Below are 24,154 nucleotides of genomic sequence, written 5' to 3'. Positions count from 1 at the left end.
GGTGTTGGTGGTGTCGGCACCGGTATCGGCGCGGGTGTCGGTGTTGGTGGTGTCGGCACCGGTATCGGCGCGGGTGTCGGCACGGGTGTCGGTTCCTTAAGGGGAATGAGAGAGACAGTGGCGACTGCCGCACTGGTAGCGCCGAGGTTATCTGTAGCGCTGTAGGTGAAGTTTGCCCCTGTGAAATTGCCGGACGCCTGGAAAAACAACTGGGTAATTTGCTCGGCTGTCAGGGTTTGACCTGCCGTGACCCGCACTCCTTGGCTGGGATCACCCAAGAACAGCGTGCCTTCATTGGCTGGTGGTAAGGTGTTTACGGTAAAGGAAACCACCGTCCCGTCTGGGTCGGTTCCTCCGAGTCCGGGGATGTTCACGGTTGTTTCCACCAACAAAGCGACGCTGGAGTTGTTGGCGACGGGTGGCCCGTCGGTGGGAGGTAATAGTCCTCGCAGGGAGGCTGTAGCGGGGGCTGGACTAATGGCGCCGCGGCTGTCTGTGGCGCTGTAGGTAAAGTTGGTGGCTGTGAATTCGCTGGTTGCTTGGAAGAATAACTGGCTGATTTGAGTTGCGCTAAGTCTTTGGCCTGCCGTGACCCGGATTCCCTGGCTGGGATCGCCCAAGAATAGGACACCTTGATTTGCTGCCGGCAGGGTGTTGATAGTGAAGAATTCGATCGAGTCGTCGAGGTCTTTTGCCGTGAGCCCTGTGAGGTTGACTGTGCTGTTTGGCGCCAGTGTCTTGCTGAAGTTTGTCGGTACCGGCGGGTAGTTGAACGCCAGTGAGACCAGAGAAACGGTGGCTGCAGGACTGATGCCACCGAGATTGTCCCTGCTGCTGTAGGTAAAGTTAGCCCCTGTGAAATTGCCGGCCGACTGGAAGAATAACTGCGTCATTTGCTCGGCTGTCAGGGTTTGACCTGCCGTGACGGCGACTCCCCCGGTTGCGGGGTCGCCCAAGAACAGGATGCCTTGATTTGCCGGCGGCAGGGTGCTGATGGTGAATGCAACCACTGTGCCGTCTGAGTCTCTGCCTCCGATCCCGCTAATTTGGACAACGCTGTTGGGCCCGATCGCCACATTGCTGCTGTCGGCTGACGGAAGCTTGTTGGGTGAAGGCGGAGCGAGTAAAATGGCGGTGGTGACAGTGGCTCTGGACTCGGAACCGTTGTTATTGCTGGGGTCGGGATCGAAAGTGGTCGATCGACTCTGGGAAGTATTGCTAATGGTGCCGATCGCTGGAATGACTACTGTTACCTCGCGGTTGATGTTGCTGCCGCTAGTCAAGCTGCGAATTGTTGGGAAGGTGACAACCCCTGTCACTGGGTCGTAAGTGCCGTTATCGGATGCGCTGACTCCCGTTAAACCGGGAATGATGCTGTCTGTAATCACTACGTTTTCAGCAGCATTCGGCCCATTGTTGGCGGTAGTTATAGTATAAGTCACGGAACTACCCGCAGGAGCAGATGTGAGACCGCTCTTGGACGTAACCAAGTCGGCGCGGGCTGCCTCGATCGCAGTAACGACTCGCCCCCCCGCCTGACCGGGCAATGCGACTGTCGAGCCGTCGTTGTTGGTTAAGTCCGGGTCAAAAGTGTCCGCTCGACTCAATACAATATTGGTGATACTCGTCAGGGTAGGCGGCGGTACAACAAGCAGGGATCGGGTGACGCTGCTGCCGCTGGCTAAAGTCGCGATCGCTGGGAAATCGATCGCCCCTGTGGCAGCATTGTAGGTTCCGCCATCGGACACCCTGACATTAGTTAAGCCGGGAATTAGGCTGTCGGTGATGACTACGTTGGTCGCGGGACTAGGCCCGTTATTGGTAGTAGTAATTGTATAAAGTAGCGTGTCGCCCACCTCGATGCTGGCCGGAGCCGTTTTTTGGGTGACAACATCGGCCACAGCATCGATCGAGGTAATGACGGTGGCGTTGGGGTTTGTACCGTTGTTGTTGGCAGGAGTGGAGTCGGGAGTGATGGAGGTACTTCTCGCCGTGTTGCTGATCGAAGTTAGGGTGGGCGGCACTGTGAAGCCGATCGTCCGGGTGACTGTCTCCTTATGGGCTATTGCCACGGGCGCAAAGGTGACAATCCCCGTCACTGGATCGTAAACGCCACCGTTAGATGCCGTGACTCCGGTTAACCCCGGAACTATGCTGTCAGTGATGGTTACAGCTTCTGCTGGACTCGGCCCTAAGTTGACTGTGGCGATCGTATAGCTGACCGAACTACTGGCAGTAGCACTCGTAGATCCGGTTTTCGTGGTAACAAGATCCGCGTTGGGCGCAATACTTGTCGTAACCGTAGAGTTAGTGGGAGTGCCGTCTTTGTTGGTCGCCCGGCCGTTGTTGTTAGTGGCGATCGGATCGAAAGTCGCCGCGCTACTCCGGGCCGTGTTGCTGATGGCGGTAAGGGTGGCTGGGGCAATGAAACTGACGGTGCGGGTCGCAGTAGCTGCATTTGCCAGGGTTGTCAATGCTGGGAAGGTGACAATGCCGGAAACTGGGTCGTAACTCCCCCCATCCGATACGCTGACTCCTGTTAAACCCGGAATAATGCTGTCCGTGATGGTCACATTGGCAGCGGGGTCTGGCCCCATGTTAGTCGTAGTCAATGTGTAGGCGACGCTTGACCCGGCCGAAGTAGTCACAGGCCCACTTTTGGTAGTAACTAAATCTGCGACTGTATCAACAACAGTGGTAAAGACTACACCAGGCCCCTCGATTTGCCCTGGCGCGAGTACACCGCTGTTGTTGCTGAGGTCGGGGTCGAAAGTCGAGCTATTGCTGAATGCAACATTGGCAAAACTGCTACCGCTCTTTAAACCGGGCGGCAAATCAATAGTCAGGGTGTAAGTCAGAGTCTCACCCGCATTGAGAACCGGAATTAACGGCCAGGTGACAGCTTTCGTTTCGTTCACATAAGTGCCATTGTTGGAGGCAGTGAGAACCGGCGGCAATCCCCCCGGACGCAGCATTTCAAAAGGTATTTCGTCTTGAATCAGGACGTTTGTAGCGGGCGCTGGCCCCCTGTTTACAGTAGTAATCGTGTAGGTAATGCTGCTTCCGGGCTTGACGAACTGCGGGCCGGTCTTGATAGTGGCAACCTCAGCGGTGATACTGGGAGGATTGATAGTTTCAACTACCAGGTTTTGAAGTTCGTGAATGTTGTTGGCGCTTCCTGTGGAACTGCCAAAACCAAATTTCAAAATTGGCGGTACCCGGCCGTTTTCGGTGGCCAAGTTGCGGATGTCGATCAATGTAGTTTCGTAGATGTCGTCGAAATTTGCATCGAAGGCCACGGTGAGGCGAGAGGGATTGACCGGATCGTTAGATGGATTCAGTGTAATTTGAACGGATCTTTTGGCTAAATTGCGATCGCTCGTGAACGTATTGCTGAAATTAAAACTGGTGCCGGGAGGGCCGATAAAGTTAATACTCGTAGGAATGTTATCGATGCCGAAGGGAACGATCGCATTTGTTAAAAACCGATAATCGTTTGCTTGATTTCCTCTAACAGTTACTGAATCTGGTCTGAAAGAACCAATAGAGGAGCCGGGAATCGGGGGTGGCTCAGGACCCGACCGCCCTTCTGTGGATGTTGAAAAATTGCCAAACTCGTCAAGCCCAATGCCTAAATAACCTCCCTCAATACCGGGTATACCCGTTCGTGGAGCGTAAGCGACAGAACCGCCATAACCCCCAGTCCTTGTTGGGCTAACAGTGCCGTCAATCAAGAAGAAACCCAGCCCGTCCCCTGGCTGAGGGCTAATAAATGGTTGCGGAGCATTAGCTTGCTCCCTTGAACCGTAAGAATAAAAATCAAACTGGACTCTGAGACCGTCGGTTGAAGGAATGGGGTTGTTGTAGATGACGAAGGCTTCCCGAAGGTTTACTGCTGGAGTTAATCGCAGAGCGCCATCGCCGGGAGTTGCACCGCCCAAAGCCGGAAGTACGCCGGATACTGTGCCTCCGGTAATGCCGGGGATAAGTTGATCGGCTGCTGGATCGTTGCTGCTGGGATCGAACAGTGCCCCGTCATTTCCCCCGTAAATCCAAGGCCCCCTAACTGTGGAGTTTTTGAAAGTTTCGTTAACTAATGTGCCGAGGGCGTAAGGGTAGGCTTCGAGGACTTCTTTTTCAATGGCGATTCTCGCCTTTATTTCCCCTGTCGCAAATTTTAATTGCCAGTCGCCGCCGAGGGCCGCACTCCCCGTCAAGTTGTCGGAAGCTGCAATATCTGCACCGACCATCAAGCTTAGCTGCCGCACGAAGGCTTCGCCGCTTTCCCCCGCTGCGACGCTGCACCCGAATAACAAGATATCTCCTCTCTCGCTGAGGGCTTTTCTCCACTGCTGTAACGAATGGCTGTAGGTTTGTAGGTTGTCGTTGCAGAGTTCGATCGACCCTAGCTGCACCCCCCCTTCTCGACCGTGAGAAACTATCTGAAGGCTATCTAAATCGCTGCAATTAGCCAAAATTCTAGTAATTTGCTCGACTCCATCCCCCGTCGAGTTCAGTACAAATACCTCTGTATCGGCTGTTGCTCCTCTTGCCAAGCTGTCGCTGTTCTCTACTCTGGCATCGAGAAACAGTACATTTTTTATACTCCGAGGGGGCAACCACGGGGGGTTTTCCCTTACGGTTGCTCGTAAAAATTCTCTGTGGGGATGCCCAATTCTCGTGCCGCCACGAATTTTCTGGGACAGGGGCAACCACGGGGGGATTGCCCCTACTGTTTTTACTTGTTTTATTGGTTTTTTCTGATGATAAGTTACTGTTGTTCGGGATTTTGCGCCCCCAATCCTTGTGGTGGACTCACCTATTTTTGGGGCGATAAAAATTGGTTTGTTGCAGATGCTTTGCATGGTAAAATAGTCTCACTAATTGTAGATGATATACCCATTTCCCGATGATTATTATCACCTATTTAAAAGGCTTAATTGCAGAGTAAGAGGCTCTGCTGCTTGACTTAGATTCAGAGCAAAAAGCCAATTTTACTCAGCACAAAGCAGTGCTATATGGATATTTAATAGCATTGCAAATAGCGCCGGCAGAAGAACTGAGGATTTGGTGTTTAAATCCCAATAATCTCTCTATCGGGTGATATTTTGCCTTCGACTTTTTTCTTTTAGGATCGCGAGTGTATCTGTTACACAGCTCTTACCTCGCGCAGTAGATAAGAACACGAGTTCTCAAGAATTTACTTGATGAGCTTTTCTGTACCTCGTCTAATGCACTTTACTTGGCAGATAAAACTCACTATTTCTAGACGTATAAACCTGGTTTGAGGGACGAAAAGACTTCTTTGCAGCCCTCGCTCCCGGTAAACAACTCGGTTTCTTTGGTTTGGCTGTGCAAGCCCTGTTCACAATAGCAACCACACATTAATTAGGGAGTGATAGCCGTCACATAATTATGGCGACTGTGCCCGAAGTGTTATTCAACTGATATCTTTTACCATTCTCAATAACCATTCTATGGGGGGTTCTCCTGCCCAGCCCATAAGAAAATTCACTTGTTGTGGAACAGGCCAGAAAGCCTATTCTTGAAAATGGTGCAACATATGAGATTCAATTGAAATTGGCATACCCTGTATCGACGAAGCTTCTTAAAAATTCATGACTTGGAGTCTGGACATAGCAATCTAGGTTTGAGACTGTTTCGCTACGATCGCAAAAACAGATTAGTGCTCCCCACAAGCAAATTCTCAAACTGTCAAGAAACGAGTCTTCGAGCTGGTTTCTGTTTAAGATAAATGCTCGGGACAATGTTTCGTGCAGAATTTTTCATGATGTTTTGGAGAAACGGATTTGGAGATGTGCGCCTCAGCTATTTACGATTTTTGTTGGCTAATTTTCTTAACTGCAGGAGTTACGCTCAGGAGACAGGAAAACCAATTTATGACTAGATTTCTCGTCGTCTAACCAAAATTTATCATCTAAACCTGGTTTCTGATCGTAAGTCCTCAACTAGAAAAACACCGATCGCAATCTGCCAGTTATGGCAACTGTAACCAAGCAATAATGCTTGATTAGGTTTTACGTGCTGAGTTTGGGCGTGGGTCGTCCAAAACAAGCTTCAACAATAATCCTTACACGTAAGTACATATTAACTCATTGATTATTACATCCGCAAATAGACGTAGATACAAGCACCAATATAAGCTATATCTTTTAACCACGCACGTCAAGGGTTCGGGCTTGGTAGTACCGACAATCTTGACAGGGCCCAGAAGGATTGACAGCGCAGCGAATGTAATTTGAGCGGGCGTTATACTCGCAAGTGATATCGCCGATAGCATAACCGAGGCTTTGTATGTAAGTGCGATCGGCAGTTGGTAGTTGAGTTGCCATGGATCTATTCGCTACCGCAAGTCTGGCTGCTGCAATTCTGTCGCGGGCTTGGCTCTGGGCATAGCGCATCACCCACAAAGACAGCAGCGAGGGAGCTAAACCTATGAAAATAATTAGGAGAGCAGTTAGCACATTTTCAGAGCTGATGTGGAGAATATGTTTTTTGATTTAGGCGATGACAATAGAAAATCCTCGCCTAAAAGACGGTTTTAAATAAGAAAAGTTCCCGATTAAGTCTCAAACTAGGCCGCCCCTGTGTTAACCGTTAGCTGGCTGCTGAGGAGGGCGAATTAAATAACTTACAATTTTAATTGTTATTGTGGGATGGGCGTCCCGCCCGTCTTTTTTGGACGGGCGGGACGCCCATCCCACAAACTTTTTGAGAAACCCGGTTGCTTTCCAAAACCAAAACGGTTAAACCTTAGCAATATCCCCCGCTAAATCCATCAGCGAACCCGCACCTTCTACCTTAGCAACATCTAACAAAGTCTTCAAAACTGAATCGGGATTCAAACTAATCGAATCAATTCCCAACTCAACCAAGAAACGAGCAAACTCAGGATAATCGCTGGGGGCTTGACCGCAAATCCCAATCTTGCGATCGTACTTCTTGGCGGCTTTAATGGCAATTGCTACCATGCGCTTGACAGCTTCATTCCGTTCGTCAAAAATGTGTGCGACTAAAGCAGAATCCCGGTCTAATCCTAATGTTAGCTGAGTTAAATCGTTAGAGCCGATCGAGAATCCGTCAAAAACTTGGGCAAATTCGTCAGCAAATATGACATTGCTTGGCAATTCGCACATCACATACACTTGCAAGCCGTTTTCGCCCTTGACTAAACCGTGTTTTGCCATCTCTGCCAACACTTTTCGCCCTTCCTCCGGGGTGCGGCAAAATGGAATCATCGGAATCACATTTGTCAAGCCCATTTCGTCGCGAACTCGCTTTAATGCTTTGCATTCCAAAGCGTAAGCTTCGCGGTAATTCGGGTCGTAATAACGAGAGGCGCCGCGCCACCCGATCATCGGGTTTTCTTCCTTGGGTTCAAACTGCCGCCCGCCCAAAAGATTAGCATATTCGTTGCTCTTGAAATCGCTCATCCGCACGATAACTGGATTTGGATAAAATGCGGCGGCAATTGTGGCAATTCCGTGGGCGAGTTTGTCGGTGAAGAAATCGGGTTTGTGTTGGTAAAGTGCTGTCAGGTTTGCAATTTCTTCCTTGACTGATTCATCCACCAATTCGTCAAAGTGAATCAGTGCCAGCGGGTGTGCTTTAATGTGATTGGCAATGATGAATTCCAACCGCGCTAAGCCTACGCCGTCGCAAGGAATGGCTGATAAACCAAAGGCTTCTTCTGGGTTCCCGACATTCATTAAAATTTGAGTGCGGGTGCGGGGTAAATTCTCGATCGCAGTTTCTTGAATTTCAAAAGGAAGCAAACCGGAATAAACTTTGCCTTCATCTCCTTCGGAACAAGAAACAGTGATTTCTTGCCCGTTTTTCAAGATTTGGGTGGCATCGCCGGTGCCGACAATGGCGGGAATTCCCATTTCTCTGGCGATGATGGCGGCGTGACAAGTACGCCCACCGGAATTGGTGACGATCGCACTTGCTTTTTTCATAATCGGTTCCCAATCCGGGTCTGTTTTGTTGGTAACTAAAACTTCTCCTGATTGAAATTCAGCAATTCTGTGAACGTCTAAAATCACCCGGGCTTTGCCTTGTCCGATTGATTCGCCAACGGCGCGTCCTTTTGCCAAAACTGCACTGCTGCCTTGCAATTTGTAGTTTCGCAAAACTTTAGCAGACTTTTGAGATTGTACTGTTTCGGGTCGCGCTTGGACAATAAACAATTCGCCGGTATTGCCGTCTTTTGCCCACTCAATGTCCATCGGGGTATAAGTACCGCGCACTTTTGAGTAGTGTTCTTCGATGACTACTGCCCATTTTGCTAGTTGCAAAATTTCATCATCTTGGATGGCAAATTTGTTTTTTTCTGCTGCGATGACGGAGACGTTTTTGGTGTATTTAGAACCGCCGATATCGTACACCATTTTGAGTGTTTTGGTGCCGAGACGTTTGTCTAAAATCGGGAGAAAACCTTGTTTTAGTGTTGGTTTAAAGACGAAGTATTCGTCGGGGTTGACGGTGCCTTGGACGACGTTTTCGCCTAATCCGTAGGCGGCGGTGACTAATACGGCGTTTTTGAATCCGGTTTCGGTGTCGATGCTGAACATGACGCCGGAGGATGCTAAGTCCGATCGCACCATTTTTTGGACGCCGACTGATAGGGCGACTTCAAAGTGGTCGAAACCCCGCTGTTGGCGGTAGGAAATCGCGCGATCTGTGAATATGGAAGCAAAGCATTTGTGACAGCATTCGAGGACGCCAGCGCAAGCTTGGACGTTGAGGTAGGTTTCTTGCTGTCCCGCGAAACTGGCGTCTGGTAAGTCTTCGGCGGTGGCGGAGGAACGCACTGCTACGTCTGTACTGTCGCCGTAGCGATCGCACAATTTTTCGTAAGCATCGGCGATCGCCGCTTGGAGTTCTCGCGGAAATGGTGTGTCGAGAATCAGTGCCCGCGCTTGCTTGCCTTTTTGTCGCAGGTTCTGCAGATCTTCTACGTCTAAATCGGCAAAAATTTCGCGCAATTTAGCTTCTAAACCCGCTGACTGGATGAAGTACCGGTAAGCGTGGGCTGTAGTTGCAAATCCGTTGGGAACTCTGACTCCTTGGCTGGTTAATTGTTGAATCATTTCGCCCAAAGAAGCATTTTTACCGCCTACTAATGGGATGTCGGCGATGCCGACTTCATCAAATAACAATACTAAGGCTTTTTCTTTGGGAATTACACCGGGTTTTTGATCAATTGCTAATTTTTCGATCATTGCTTTTTTCCTCTCAACTTCATCTCAGTTCGGTCAAAGCACAGTAAACAAAAGACAGTTTATTGGGAATTGTAATTTTGTTACAAAAATTCTCAATTTTTTTCCTAGGCTGTATCAACCGAATTTTCGATTGCCTCTATTTCAAGACTATCACTTTTTGGCTAAATAGCAAGGCCTGTGGAGATATTTGATTTGATTGCAAAACGTAAAGAATTTGCAGTAATGAGTTTATGTAAGGTATTATTAAAGAAGTGGTAAAAATATGAATAACGAAGATAGTTCTCACCGCTTTTTTGGCGTTGAGCGCTGATTGGTGTGGGGATATCGCTCGGATTGTGTTGGTAGCGGAATCCAAGGGGAACAAAGGGTGGGGTTCGATCGCGCGATCGGCTGAACCCGCCCAAAAAGCCGATACTTACTTTCCGATAGGAGTCGTGAGTCACCAAAAATAGGAGATTCTAGTTCAACCTCCCCGATTCATCTGTGGACTAAATCTAAAATCTAAAATCTAAAATCGGGTGACAGGGGCGATCGCCCCAAAAAATACTATGCAGCTTAGTTTCGTCCTGACACCGAGATTCTAAAAACCTTAAAAAATTTACCCCTGATTGCGTTAGCCTACTTAGAGGAAAAACACAATCGCATAGATACCAGATATTATATCATTTTCAATAAGCCTTTTAAGAGCTGGTTAGAAGAAACCCTCCCAAGAAAATTTACTCTTTCTGAAATGGGCCAGAAAGCCAGTTATTGAGAACCGTTCAACATCTAAGATAGAGTGCATTGTAATTGTTGAACCAAATAGTTTTCAACTGGGAACGGCGGATTTTGTGGCTATACAATTGTTTATATGCTATAATAGGTGGCTAAACTGCCTTATGACAAAAAACAAGGTATATGATATCAGTTTTGAGCCCACCCGCAAAGCGAAACGGCTTTAAAGTTCTTCTGGTCGAAGACAATCAAGCAGAAGCCGATCTGATTGAAGAATTATTATTAGAAACAAACGTCAGTAGAGCCGAACCCCAAAGGCTATCAGTAAGTTGTACAGACCGTCTGAGCAAAGCGCAGGAACTTTTGGTCAGCGAACATTTTGATGTGATTTTACTAGACCTTTCGCTGCCAGACAGCCAAGACTTAAATACAATTGTCAAAATACAAGAATATAGTCTAAATACTCCGATTGTCGTACTGACTGCCCGCAATGATGAAGAGCTTGCCGTGCAGTCAATCCAAGCCGGAGCTCAAGATTATCTAGTCAAGCGAAAAATTGACAGCGAAGTGTTAATTAGATCGCTTCGCTACGCAGTCGAGCGACAGCACAACCAAGAAGCTTTACGAAAAAGCGAAGAAAAATATCGCTCGGTAGTCGAGAATTCTCTCGTCGGAATTGCCATTCTCGCTCCTCCTATTTCCCCCTCAGCACCAGAAAAATGCGAGTGGTTGGAAGTGAACGATGCTTTGTGCGATTTACTGGGATACGATCGCCAGGATTTTTGGCATGAGAATTGGGAAATGTGGGTTTTTCCTGAAGACTTGCAGTCTAGTTTAGAGCAGTTAAATAAAATTTTGGCAGGGCAGAGTGAAGGCTATGTTTTAGACCAAAGATGGCGCAGAAAAGATGGAAGAACCGTTTATACTAGAGTTTACCTTCGCTGTATCCGCGCCCTAGACGGCTCGATAGACCGCCTGATTAAAGTAGTCTTGGACGTGAGCGATCGCTACCGTTACGAAGCTCAACTAAAAGCATCAGAAGAGTTTTTAAATCACACGATAAATTCTACTCCCGATCCAATTTTTGTCAAAGATGAGCAGCACAAATGGATCGTTGTAAACGATGCTTTTTGCAATTTGATAGGAAAAAGGCGATCGGAACTGATTGGCCAGTCAGGATACGATTATTTACCCCCAGCACAAGCGGCTTTTTTTTGGCAACAAGACGAGCAAGTATTGCAAAGAAGTCTTGCTCAGGAAACAGAAGAATTTTTTACAGATAGCGGTGGTCAAGAACGCATTATATCTACTAAAAAAACAGTATTTAAAAAAGCCGATGGGACTAAAATGTTGGTCGGAACAATGCGAGATGTGACCGAATACAAACGCCAGCAAATTGCGTTGCAGGAAAGCGAAGCTCGATTTCAAATAATGACCGACAACGTGCCGGGAATGATTTATCAATATCGGCTTTATGTAGATGGGAAAACATCTTTTACTTACGTTTCTTCTGGCAGTTGGCAGCTCTACAATTTAAAGCCAGAAGAAATAGAAGAAAATGCCAGTTTGGCTTTTGCAACAGTTCACCCAGACGACATCTCAGACTTGCAGCGATCGATGGCAACTTCAGCGGCGACTCAGCAAGCTTGGCAACACCAGTGGCGGCAAGTTATGGGAGATCGAGTGAAATGGCTTCAAGGCGCGTCGAAGCCAGAAAAGCAAGCAAACGGCGATATAGTTTGGGACGGTTTAGTGATGGATGTTACGGAATTGAAACAAACCCAGCAAGACCGCGATCGATTTTTTAATCTCTCGCTGGATTTACTTTGCATTGCAGGTTTTGACGGCTATTTCAAACGCTTAAACCCCGCTTGGTCAAATGTATTGGGTTATAGCAGCGATGAAATCTTAGCCAAACCTTTGATAGAATTCGTCCATCCAGAAGACCTAGAAATTACTGTAGCGGAATTAGAAAAACTTAAAAAAAGCCACCCGATTATTAGCTTAGAAAACCGCTATCTTTGCCAAGATGGTACTTATAAATGGCTATCGTGGACTGCATCGCCGTTTGCCGAAGAAGGTTTGATTTATGCCGTGGCTCGCGATGTTACATTTAGCAAGCAAGCTGAAGCTGAATTGCGTAAGAGCGCAGCCACCAACCGCGCTCTTTTAAATGCGATACCAGACATGATATTTCGCTGTCGGGCAGACGGCACTTTTGTAGACTTCAAACCTGCAAAAGATTTCGATAATATCCTACCGCAAAAAGCACTAATCGGCAAAAAAGCACAAGACATATTGCCTGCTGCTTTTGCTGACAAAATCTTGTCGGGTCATCAACAAGCGATCGCCACTGGCGAGATTCAAGTTGTAGAATATCAAATGCCCGTTAATGATGAACTGTACGATTTTGAAGCGAGAATTGTTTTCTGCACGGATGACGAAATTATCGCGATCGTCCGCGACATCACCAATCGCAAACGTTTCGAGTCAAAACTCCACAGGCAAGCAGCAGCAATGGCGGCTGCTTCCGAAGGTATCGCCATATTCAGTGCCGACAAAGAGGTGATTTATTGCAACGCAGCACGACTCAATATCTACGGTTACAACTCTCTCGAAGAAATCTTAGGTAAAAGTTGGAAAATATTCTACCAAGGTGCAGAACTGCAAAGGTTCGAGCAAGAAGTCCTGCCGACTTTAGTGCAGAAAGGTTCTTACAGCACCGAAGCAGTAGGATGCCGTCGCGACGGATCGGAAGTCCCTATAGATGTCTCGCTGACAATGCTAGCCGGCGGAGAAACTATTTGCGTTGTTCGCGATATTTCTCAAAGAAAACAAGCAGAAGCAGCACTGCGGGAAAGCCAGCGATTCGCTCAGCAAATTGCTGGGGCAATTCCTAATATTTTGTATGTTTGTGACTTAATTGAAAAAAAAAATATCTATGGGAACGCTTCTATCTACCACATTCTTGGCTATACAGTAGAGGAAATTCAGGCAATGGGGCCGTGGATGATGTCAACTTTAATCCACCCCGAAAATTTAATCAAAATGCCTGATTATTTACAGCAAGTCGAAACAGGCAGCGAAGGGGATATCTTTGAAATTGAATACAGAATTAGGCACAAGGATGGTTCTTGGCGCTGGATGGTTAGCCGAGATACTGTATTTGCCAAAACAGCAGACGGTAAGTTAAAACAAATTCTCGGCACGGCAACTGATATTACAGAAAGCAAGCAAGCAGAAGATGAAATAAAGCTGTTGCTGGCCGCAACTCAAGCTATTAGTCAGTCTGCCGATTTTCACAGCGCCCTCCCGGAAATTCTGCGGTTGCTGTGCAATGCGATCGGCTGGAATTTTGCGGAAGCTTGGATACCGACTGCTAACGGTAGTTGTTTGGAACATAGCGAAACTTGGTACGCTAGCGATCGCGATTTAGATAGGTTCGGCCGCGAAAGTAAAAGAATTAGATTCGCCGCCGGAGTGGCAGTACCTGGACGGATTTGGTCAACCAGAAATGTAGAATGGATTGAAGATATTTCTCTAGCCACAAATCATCTTTTTGCCCGATCGCAAATGGCGAAATCAGTCGGATTGAAAGCTTGTTTCGGAGTGCCAATTCACGCTAGTTCAAAGGTGCTGGCAGTTTTAGTATTCTGCAAGCGCGATCGCTCGATTATGGAACCGCGTATAGTAGAGTTGGTCAAGGCTGTAGCGACTCAGTTGGGCGATCATATTCAGCGCAAACAAGCCGAAGAAGAATTGCGTAAAAGTGAAGAACGCTGGCAGTTAGTTCTTAAAGGCAATCAAGACGGAATTTGGGATCTGAATCTTCAAACAAATGAAGCTTTTCGCTCGGCCCGCTGGCAAGAAATTATCGGTTACACAGACGGCGAAATCGACAGCACCAACAGCGCATCGATCGATCGCATCCATCCAGACGATCGCTCACGAGTGCAAGCAGCGATCCAAGGTTATCTCGATCGGCAAACCCCCAATTACGCCGCCGAATACCGCTTGCAGTGCAAAGACGGTAGCTATAAGTGGGTGCTCGCCCGCGCTCAAGCAGTGTGGGACGAAGCCGGAAACCCTCTGCGGATGGTGGGTTCGATGACGGATATTAGCGATCGCAAAGCAGCAGAATTAGCTTTACTGCAGGTCACTCAAGCCGTAGAAAGTACCAGCGATGCGATCGTGATCGCCGACTTGAAAGGGCGGTCTATTTATCACAATCAAGCCTTTATTCAGCGCTACGGCTACACAGTGGAAGAACTCAATAATCTTGGCGATATGACCGCGCTGTATGTCCGGCATAAAAATTACAAACAAATCTATAAAAGCCTTCGCAAAGGTCGCTCTTGGTGTGGCGAAGTTGCACTGCAAACTAAGAGGAACGAAGCAGTAACTGCTCTGGTGCGAGCCGACAGTATTCAAGATATTCATAGTAATTCAATCGGCTTAATTGCAGTAATTACTGATATCACAAAACGCAAAGAATCTGAATTATTTTTGCAACAGAAGTTAAAGCGCGAACAGTTGGCAGTAGCCATGTTGGAACGCATTAGATATTCTCTAAATCTTGAAGAAATTTTAACCAAAAGTGTCGAAGAAGTGCGTCATTTTTTGCAAGTAGACCGCACTATTATTTATCAATTCAATCCTGATTGGAGCGGGTTTATCGCTGTTGAGTCGGTTGCCGAAAATGTTCGACCAATTGTAGGAATGGAAATTTATGACCCCTGTTTCGGGGCAGCCTACGTTCATCTTTACCAAGACGGTAGAATTAGAGCCATAGAAGATGTTCACAATGCGGGCCTAGCCGACTGCCACTTGGGTTTGTTGACTCGGCTAGACGTGAGAGCGAATCTGGTAGTGCCGATTTTGCAAGGCGAAAACTTGTGGGGGCTGTTAATTGCCCACCACTGCACGGGCCCGCGTCCCTGGCAACAATTGGAGGGAGAGTGCCTAAAACAATTGGGGGTGCAGTTGGCGATCGCCATTCAGCAATCGATGCTATTTGAACAAGCACAAACCGAAATTGCCGATCGCAAACTTGCAGAAGCCGCCCTGCAATTAGCAAAAGAAGCCGCCGAATCCGCCAACCGCGCTAAAAGCGACTTTCTCGCGAACATGAGCCACGAATTGCGGACGCCTTTGAACGGGATTTTGGGATACATTCAACTGCTAAAAGTCGATAAAAACTTTACCCCCGATCAACAGGAAAGTCTTAACAACATTCACCAGTGTGGCAACCACCTGCTGATGCTGATTAATGATGTTTTAGACCTCTCAAAAATCGAAGCTAGTAAAATGGATCTGTCTCTGACAAACCTGCATTTTTCCAGTTTTGTTAAAAGTATTATTGATTTGTTCCAGATGCGCTCTGCTCAAAAAGGAATTGCCTTTAATTACGAGCAGGTGTCAGCGCTGCCAGATGGCATTTTGGCAGACGAAAAAAGGTTGCGTCAAGTTTTGATTAATTTGCTCAGCAATGCCGTTAAGTTTACGAACAGCGGCAGCGTTACATTCAAAGTCGGTTATGCAGAAAATTTCCCCGATAATTATCCTCAAACCAACTGTGGAAATTATAGTTGCACAGCGGAAATTGCTACTCAAACGATCAATTTGACCGCGAATTTAGACGCGGAGCAAATGTCGTCGCTCCCGCCGCTAGGAACAACACAAGCGCGCGGGGTGATAACAGCAGAAAATATCGGCGCTCGTGCCCCTACCCCTAAAATTCGCTTTCAAATCGAAGATACCGGCATTGGCATTTCTCAGAATAAATTAGAAGAAATATTTTTGCCTTTTCATCAAGTGGGCGATCACAACAATTTCGTCGAAGGTACCGGACTGGGACTTTCCATCAGCCAAAAATTAGTCAAAATGATGGGCAGCCAAATTCGCGTCCAAAGTACCTCCGGCAAAGGCAGCATATTTTGGTTGGATCTAGACTTACCCGCAGTCGCGCAGTGTTCTGAACTCCCCTCCCGGCAAGAAAAAAGGCGGCTTGTAGGTTTTACCGGCCCCCAGCGGAAAGTGCTAATAGTGGACGATCACGAAGTACATCGCGCCATGTTGCACAGGCTGCTTGTTCATTTAGGCTTTGAAATTGCACAAGCTACAGACGGCGAAGACTGCTTGCACAAAGCACAGGAATTTCTACCGGATATAATTTTAATGGATTTGCTGATGCCCGTAATGAACGGTTGGGAAGCTACCAGGCGGCTGCGACAGTTGCCGGAATTAAAAGATACGGTTATCCTTGCTTTGTCCGCTAACGTTTACGAGACTACCAAGCAAGAGAGCATACTTGCAGGTTGCGATAATTTTCTCACCAAGCCGATTCAAACTAACGAGCTTTTAGAATTATTGCGCCTGCATTTGAGACTAGAATGGGTTTACGAAGAAGGATCGCAAACCAAAAAGCGGACTGATCAAACTGCAAAAGCATCTTCTGAGATTGCTGGTGCTGACTCAACGATGGTGTCTCCTGCCTCAGAGTCAGTCTTGGCGTTGTTAAGATTGGCTGCAATGGGCGATATTGAAGCTATTCTGGAAGAAACGGCTAAACTCGAACATTCTGAGCCGACATTAGTGCCTTTCGTTCATCACCTGCGCCAACTTGCTAAAGGATTTCAGCTCAAGAAAATTCGAGATTTTTTGAAGCAACATTTGTCCTAAAATTGACGATAGCTAACAGACAACTCAAAATCCGTTAAATCTCTGATCTTGCACCATTGTCAGCAACAGGCTTCCCGGCTTGTTCCACAGAGACTGAATTTCTTGTGGGGAGTAGGGGTTGGACCCCAGATCCCGCCCACAAAAGAAAAGAGTGATTGCCAATAAAGGCATCTATGAAGCAACCGGATTTCTAGATCCGCAGAAAATCACTTGAATCCGATTTAAACTCACAAACCACAACTCAAAAGTCTAAAATTTGAATATTTCCCTTGAATATGAACGATAAGAATTCCGAAAGAAGCATCATACAAATTGTCGATGACAACCAAACAAATCTTGACGTACTTTTCGAGTTGTTAAGGAATTACGGGTTTAAAGTATTAGTGGCTCTAGACGGCGAAAGTGCGATCGAGCAAATTGACTACATTCATCCCGACTTGATTCTTTTGGATATCATGATGCCAGGAATTGACGGTTTTGAAACTTGCCGACGCTTGAAAGCAGACGCGTCAACGCAAGATATTCCCATCATATTTATGAGCGCCCTTTCCGATACGCCTGATAAAGTAAAAGGCTTTCAGACAGGAGCAGTTGACTACATCACTAAGCCTTTCCAGCACGAAGAAGTTTTGAGCCGGATTCAAACCCACTTGACAATCCGCAGCTTGCAAAAAAAACTCGAAGAAAAAAACCTCGAACTTGCCCACCTCAACCAAAACCTTGAAAGACTTGTTGAACAAAAAACCAAGCAATTAATAAACCAGGAAAAAACAGCCATCATCGGACGTTTGACTCAGGGCATGGTTCACAACCTCAAAAGTCCCCTGCAAGTGATCCAGACTAGCGTCGATTTGATTGAAACAAAAGCCACACAAATTCAAGAAGACTCTCTGTTTAACTATACTAAGTATATTTTTCAAGCTGTCACAAAAATCAATCAGATCATGGATACTCTGATGATGAAAAGCCGCAACGAGCAAAAGCAAGATTTGCACCCGGTGAATATCAACGATTTAGTGCAGCGAGAAATTCAGCTATTGGAAGGCAACCTATATTTTAAAAATAAAATTAGAAAAAAATACTTTTATGACGAAGAAATTGACAGCATTCCATTAATTTATTCCTATCTTTCTCAAGTATTTTATAATTTAATTAATAATGCAATGGATGCTATGTGGGAAAAGAAAAGCAGAGAAATAACTATCGTGACGCGGCAAGATGACTCGAACATATACATGGATATTGCAGATACGGGATGCGGCATATCATCTGAAGATTTGCCAAAACTTTTTGATCCTTTTTACACATCCAAGCCGCCTAAAGGCGAGGCAAAAACGGAAGGTGAACCAACAGGAACAGGTCTAGGACTTTATACTTGTATTGAACTTTTAAAACCTTTTAACGGTGAAATTGCTATTAGCAGCAATGTCGGTCAAGGCAGCGTGTTTACAGTTGTGCTGCCCAAACCGCAGACAAATTGAGCGACTCAACTGAGTTAACTTGTGTCGGGTTAGACAACCATAATTAAGTTTGTAATTAAATTTGTAGCATGGAATGCAAGTCTTGGTTACTCGCTCAAGAGAGGACTTGCATTGCTCAATACAAACAAGCGCTAATTGCGGGCTATTAACCGGACACAATCTCAGAGCGTATTTTGTAAATTAACGGTAATTCTCGTAGCTTAGTAATACCATTTCAAAAACAAATAATTTAACTTTAGGCAAGCTTTAAACGGCTATTTAAAATCTAAATTTTCAAAGGCTATCAGCAATGCCAATCCTGATTAATCCGCGTTCTTTTGATTTGCCTCTTGCTATTCCCCTGCCAAAGGTTGTAAATTAAAATAGAGTTGAGTTGCAATATTTGTAAGACTATGATAATTTTGGGCCACTAGGTTTGGGGCCAGGCGGACAACTTGCAGCGAACAACTCAATTCTACAAATAAATCTGGGTGGTCTGCAAGCACACAGCGCACTCTAAAGCGTGTGCTTCAAGTTCCCCAATCATCAGCTAGGTAGCTGCATCCGCTGCTGATTTTTTTATTCCTAAACAATAGCAAAAGGATACCCGTAAAAAAAATGCTAGTTTACGCAACAGCCAAACCGCGATAGTCATCAGTCATCAGTCATTCCAAATCTAAAATCTAAAATCTAAAATCTAAAATGGTATGACATCTGTGTTTGAGTCAACTTTAACGCTTGGTTTAAAAATTCTTTTAGTAGAAGATTGTGCCGAAGATGCAGAGTTCATTCAAGAACTGCTGTCTGAACCCCAACTAGGACACTTAATTGATGTGACCAATGTAGTTCGCTTCCGGGAAGCGATAGAAATTTTAAGGGAGCAAATTTTTGATGTAATTTTATTAGATATTTCACTTCCTGACAGCCCAAAATTTAATACTTTTTTCCGACTTCAAGATTGCGGTATCAATACTCCGATCGTCATTCTGACAGCGGCCGATGACGAAGAACTGGCTGTCGAGTTAATTGCCGCCGGCGCCCAAGATTATCTGGTGAAAAGACAGGTAGACAGCCGGCTGCTGGTACGGACGCTCAGGTGCGCGATCGCCCGCCAGAAACGGCAAGCAGAATGGAAAAAAAGTCAAGAAAAATACCAGCAGGTTGTTGACAATATCAAAGAAGTTGTTTTTGAAACAAATACTGCGGGCAATTGGACTTTTCTCAATCCGGCTTGGACGGAAATTACCGGATTTACCGTTGATGAAAGCTTAGGAACTTCCTGTTTGAGTTACATTCATTCTGAGGATCAATACCAATATTTAAATTCGTTGACAGGTTTGAGCGAAAATCAAGAAACATCCAATTGCTATCAAATTCGATATCTTACAAAAAATGGCGAAATTCGGTGGGTAGAAGTGCAAGAATTTTTTATTTGGGGCGGGAACGGCGAGGCGCAGGGGACGACAGGAACTATCAATGATATTACAGAAAAAATTTTAGCACTTTCCGAACTCGATGCTAGTAAAAAGTTTTTGAATTATACAATCGATGCAGTGGCAGACCCACTTTTTGTCAAGGATGAACAGCACCGCTGGATACTGTTAAATGATGCTTTTTGCAAGCTGATCGGGAAGCAGCGCGAGGAACTGCTGGGCAAGTCGGATTATGACTTTTTCCCAAGACAAGAAGCTGAGATTTTTTGGCAGAATGACGAACAAGTTTTTAGGACGGGGGAAGAAAACGAGAGCGAGGAAATATTTACGGACGGCCGCGGTGCAAAGCACATTTTGTCTACTAAAAAAACTGTATTTGAAAATAGCGATGGCAGTAAAAATCTCGTCGGGATAATTCGAGATATCACTGAGGATAGGCGCAAACAATTAGCGCAGCAAGAAAGCGAAGCTAGACTTCGGCAACTTGCAGCCAATTTACCGGGAATAATTTATCAATTTCGTCTCTCAATCGACGGTAAAAAAAGTTTCCCTTATATTTCTTCTGGCAGCCGCGATTTATATGAATTGGAGCCAGAAAATATTCAGCAAGATCCTCAACTATTTTTTAGTTTTATTCATCCAGATGACCGTCAACAATTTGAAGACTCTATTGCTGTTTCTGCGGCAAATATGCAGCCATGGCAGCAGGAATGGCGGGCGATTGTACCGTCGGGAAAACTTAAGTGGATGCAAGGGGTTTCGAGACCGGAACGAGTTGATTTTGCGACTGAAATAGGGCAGGAAGGGGATATAGTTTGGGAAGGCATCGTGCTGGATATTACTGATTTAAAACAGACTGAAGCAGCTTTGCGGGAGAGCGAAGCCAGATTTCGATCGCTCGTTGAGAATATCCCTGGCGCTATCTGCCGCAGCTTGTACGATGCTGAGTGGACGATGGTATTTATTAGCGATGAAATTGAGGTAATTAGTGGGTATCCTGCTGGAGATTTTATTCGCAACAACGGCTTAAGTTTTGCGAGCATTGTCCACGAGGCAGACAAGGAAATGGTCGATCGACAAATCAGCGCAGCCGTAGAGTCGAAACAGCCGTACAATCTAGAATACCGGATTGTTCGCGCTGACGGGGCGGTGCGGTGGATGTCGGAAAGAGGTAGGCCAACTTACAATATAGAAGGGCTAGTTTTGTGGCTCGACAGAGCGATTTTTGACATTACCGATCGCAAACAAGCCGAACTGACTCTGTGCCTGGTAACTCAAGCTGTAGACAGCGCTAGTGATGCGATCGCGATCGCCGATTTGGACGGTTATTCCGTTTATCACAATCAAGCATTTGTTCAGCGCTACGGCTATACAGTTGAGGAACTAAATAATGCCGGCGGCCCAGCAGTAATGTACCCCAAATCTCAAGATTTGAGCAAGTTATTTAGGGGGCTGCGGAAAGGTCTTTCCTGGGATAGTGAAATTGAAATCAAGAGTAAAAATGGCGATATTATAGAAACTTTCTTGCGAGCTAACTGCATTAAAGATAGCGCTAGTCAACCGATAGGAATGATAGCCATAATTGCCGATCTCACAGAAATAAAACGCACCGCATCGGCATTAAAACTCAGTCAAGAGCGATTGCAGTTGGCGGTTTCAGGCAGCTCTTTGGGGCTGTGGGATTGGAATATAGCTACTGGCGAAACTTATTTCGATTTTCATTGGAAATCAATGCTTGGCTACGCAGAAACCGAAATTGAAAACAACCTCAAAGGTTGGGAAAGTTTGCTGCATCCAGAAGACCGAGGGAAGGTAATGGAATGTTTAAATTCCTATTTGGAAGGTGAGACTGAGATTTATGAATTTGAATTTCGGATGCTCAACAAAGCGGGCAATTGGCAGTGGATTCTGGCAATGGGCAAGGTAGTCGAGTACGACGAATGGGGTGCGCCGTTGCGGATAACGGGCACTCACAAAGATATCAGTGCCCGCGTGGCAGCAGAAGCAGAAAAAACGCAGTTAATCGCATCTCTGCAACTACTTGCTGACCAGTTACAAGCAGCGCAAAAAATAGCCCGCATCGGCAATTGGGAATTCGATAGGGAGGCAGGAGTTATTACTTGGTCGGAAGAACTGTTTCGAGTTTATGGTCGAGAATTGAATCTGCCACCGACAATGGAAGAACTTTTAGAGCAAATTCATTCCGATGACAAAGAAAGGTTCGCAGAAGTTGTACAAAAAGCAGTGACTGAAGGAACAGCTTACGATATCGACCACCGCATCTATTTCCCATCAGGAGAAATTAGGCACGTTAACGCTAAAGGACAAGCTATTAAAAATGAGTTGGGTCAGGTGGTGCGGATGTTTGGCACGGCAATGGACATTACCCATCGCAAAAAAGCCGAAACTGCTTTGCAAGAAAGCGAACAGCGATTTCGAGCGGTATTTGAACAAGCGGCGATAGGCATTGTGAAAGTGTGGCCAGACGGTCACTTTTTGAATGCAAATCAAGGGTTTTGCAATATTGTCGGCTACTCAGAATTGGAGCTAAAATCGCGAAATGTTGGGGATATTTCTCACCCCGCAGATGTAGCAGCAGATGTCGAGTCGCGCGACAGACTGTTAGCTGGGGAAATTTTAAATTATTCCATTGAGAAACGCTTTATTCGCAAAGACGGTTCATTTGTTTGGACTAATATGACTGTATCTTTAGTGCAGGATGGGTTTGGGGAACCTAGCTATGTAATTGCTGTGATTGAAGATATTAGCTCTCGCAAACTTGCCGAGGCTATCTTGCGCCAGCAATTAAAGCGAGAACGGTTGGTGGTAGAGATGCTGGAACGCATTCGATCTTCTCTCAATTTAAAAGAAATCTTGACAAAAGCTGTTGCTGAAGTACGGCAATTTTTGCAAACAGACAGGACAATAATTTATCGCTTTAATCCCGATAGGAGCGGTTTTGTAACTGTCGAGTCGGTGGGCAAAAATTGGCAATCGATTCAGGGACTAACTATTAACGATCCCTGCTTTGAATACAGCTATGCTTCTGCTTACGAACACGGTCGCGCTGTACCTGTAGATGATATTTACAAAGCTGGTCTTTCCGAGTGCTACATTAATTTATTAAGTCAATTTCAGGTGCGAGCTAATTTGGTAGTGCCGATTTTGCAAGGCGAGAAGTTGTGGGGGCTATTGATTGCCCACGAGTGCGCGGGCCCCCGCCACTGGCTGGAAATTGAGGTTGAGTGTCTCAAACAAATTAGCGTGCAGTTGGCGATCGCGATCCAGCAATCAATGCTGTTTGAGCAAGCACAAAGTGAAATTGCCGATCGCAAACAAGCCGAGTCAGCTTTGCAGGAATCGGAAGCGCGAGAACGTTCAAAAGCGCTAGAGTTAGAAGCAGCTATTAACAAACTCCGAACGACTCAAGCTCAGCTCGTTCAAAATGAAAAAATGGTGAGTTTGGGTCAGTTAGTTGCTGGTGTTGCTCACGAAATTAATAACCCCGTTAGCTTTATTCACGGCAATCTCAGTCCGGCTCGCAATTACACTTTAGATTTGCTGGAATTGATTAAAGTTTACCAGCATTACTGTCCTCATCCTCCGGCCCAAGTCTTGGATAAAATTGATGAAATAGACTTGGATTATATTGTTGAGGATTTCCCGAAATTGTTTAACTCGATGCAAGTAGGAACCGAGCGAATTGTCGAGATTGTGAAATCGTTGCGTAATTTTTCCCGATTGGACGAGTCCGCAGGGAAGTCGGTTAACATTCACGAGGGAATTGATAGCACTTTGATGATTTTGCAAAATCGGTTAAAATCTCACAGCAGTCATGGAGAAATTCAGATAGTTAAAGACTACCAACTCTTGCCACAAATTGAATGTTTTCCTGGCGAGTTGAATCAGGTATTTATGAATATTTTGATTAATGCGATCGATGCTTTGGAAGAACGGGACAAGCAGCGTTCGATCGAGGAGTGCGATCGACATCCCAGCACGATCGCTATTCGCAGTTATCAGGTGGCTGCCGGCTTCGTAGCGGTATCGATTGCCGACAACGGGGGGGGGATACCGGAGTCAGTGCGATCGAGGCTGTTTGATCCCTTTTTCACGACTAAACCTGTCGGCAAGGGTACGGGTTTGGGATTGTCGATTTCTCACTCGATTATCGTCGATCGGCATGGCGGCCGATTGAGTTGTATTTCGACACCGGGAGAGGGAGCGGAGTTTTTGATTGAAATTCCAGTGCAGCCGAATTTAACTGGTAGGAATTCAAATTTGGGGCAATAAATTAGCAATTGGTAATTGGAAATTGGGAAGCGCAAATGGGTAATATCTCACATCTTGCACCATTCTCGCTTAACAGGCTTTTCGGCCTGTTCCACAAGAAAATTTACTCTTTGTGGAACAGGCCGAAAAGCCTGTTCCTAAACAAGTAATTGAGAATGGTGCAACATCTCAGTAATATCAAATACCGTAGAATCAGAATTATACCCTGAAAGCGAGCATTATTATTGCTCCGGCTCACTCGATCGCATCCCGCTCGCACTGCACTCGGAAAATTATTATTCCGATGCAAAGGTCAACAATATGAGTTATGAGTTGTGAGTGGTGAGTT

Annotated in this window: 6 protein-coding genes; 3 read left to right on the top strand and 3 right to left on the bottom strand. The window is 46.0% G+C overall.

Annotated features, from left to right (window positions below; translation table 11 throughout):
• From QT987_RS07605 to ppsA, 3 genes are all read right to left on the bottom strand, one after another.
• Positions 1 to 4,619: DUF4347 domain-containing protein (locus QT987_RS07605; protein ID WP_333238687.1), on the bottom strand; the 4,619-nt coding region annotated here is incomplete at its 3' end.
• A 1,554-nt stretch (positions 4,620 to 6,173) separates the two neighbouring features.
• A complete protein-coding gene (locus QT987_RS07600) occupies positions 6,174 to 6,485 on the bottom strand; it encodes a DUF6464 family protein (protein ID WP_333238684.1) in 312 nt (103 codons plus the stop codon).
• 282 nt (positions 6,486 to 6,767) lie between these two features.
• Positions 6,768 to 9,245: a phosphoenolpyruvate synthase gene (gene ppsA, locus QT987_RS07595; RefSeq protein WP_333238682.1), complete on the bottom strand. Its 2,478-nt coding sequence runs from the start codon at positions 9,243 to 9,245 to the stop codon at positions 6,768 to 6,770.
• Between the two features lie 897 nt (positions 9,246 to 10,142).
• Here ppsA and QT987_RS07590 point away from each other — a divergent pair.
• The 3 genes from QT987_RS07590 to QT987_RS07580 all read left to right on the top strand — a co-directional run bounded on the left by QT987_RS07590 (position 10,143) and on the right by QT987_RS07580 (position 23,826).
• Complete coding sequence (locus QT987_RS07590; RefSeq protein WP_333238680.1) at positions 10,143 to 16,640, top strand: PAS domain S-box protein; 6,498 nt, start codon at positions 10,143 to 10,145, stop codon at positions 16,638 to 16,640.
• A 275-nt stretch (positions 16,641 to 16,915) separates the two neighbouring features.
• Entirely contained in the window at positions 16,916 to 18,121 is a 1,206-nt protein-coding gene (locus tag QT987_RS07585; RefSeq protein ID WP_333056998.1) for a hybrid sensor histidine kinase/response regulator, read from the top strand.
• Positions 18,122 to 18,807: 686 nt separating this feature from the next.
• A complete protein-coding gene (locus QT987_RS07580) occupies positions 18,808 to 23,826 on the top strand; it encodes a PAS domain S-box protein (RefSeq protein ID WP_333238679.1) in 5,019 nt (1,672 codons plus the stop codon).
• The last annotated feature ends 328 nt before the right edge of the window (positions 23,827 to 24,154 follow it).

Origin of the sequence: Microcoleus sp. SVA1B4 (assembly GCF_036700545.1) — a bacterium.
Taxonomy (GTDB): domain Bacteria; phylum Cyanobacteriota; class Cyanobacteriia; order Cyanobacteriales; family Microcoleaceae; genus Microcoleus.
This window is presented reverse-complemented; position numbering and strand designations above follow the sequence as displayed.

Excerpts from the sequence above, each read along its gene's own strand:
- ppsA (WP_333238682.1), bottom strand. The coding sequence starts at position 9,245 with ATGATCGAAAAATTAGCAATTGATCAAAAACCCGGTGTAATTCCCAAA.
- QT987_RS07590 (WP_333238680.1), top strand. The coding sequence starts at position 10,143 with ATGATATCAGTTTTGAGCCCACCCGCAAAGCGAAACGGCTTTAAAGTT.
- QT987_RS07585 (WP_333056998.1), top strand. The coding sequence starts at position 16,916 with ATGAACGATAAGAATTCCGAAAGAAGCATCATACAAATTGTCGATGAC.
- QT987_RS07580 (WP_333238679.1), top strand. The coding sequence starts at position 18,808 with ATGACATCTGTGTTTGAGTCAACTTTAACGCTTGGTTTAAAAATTCTT.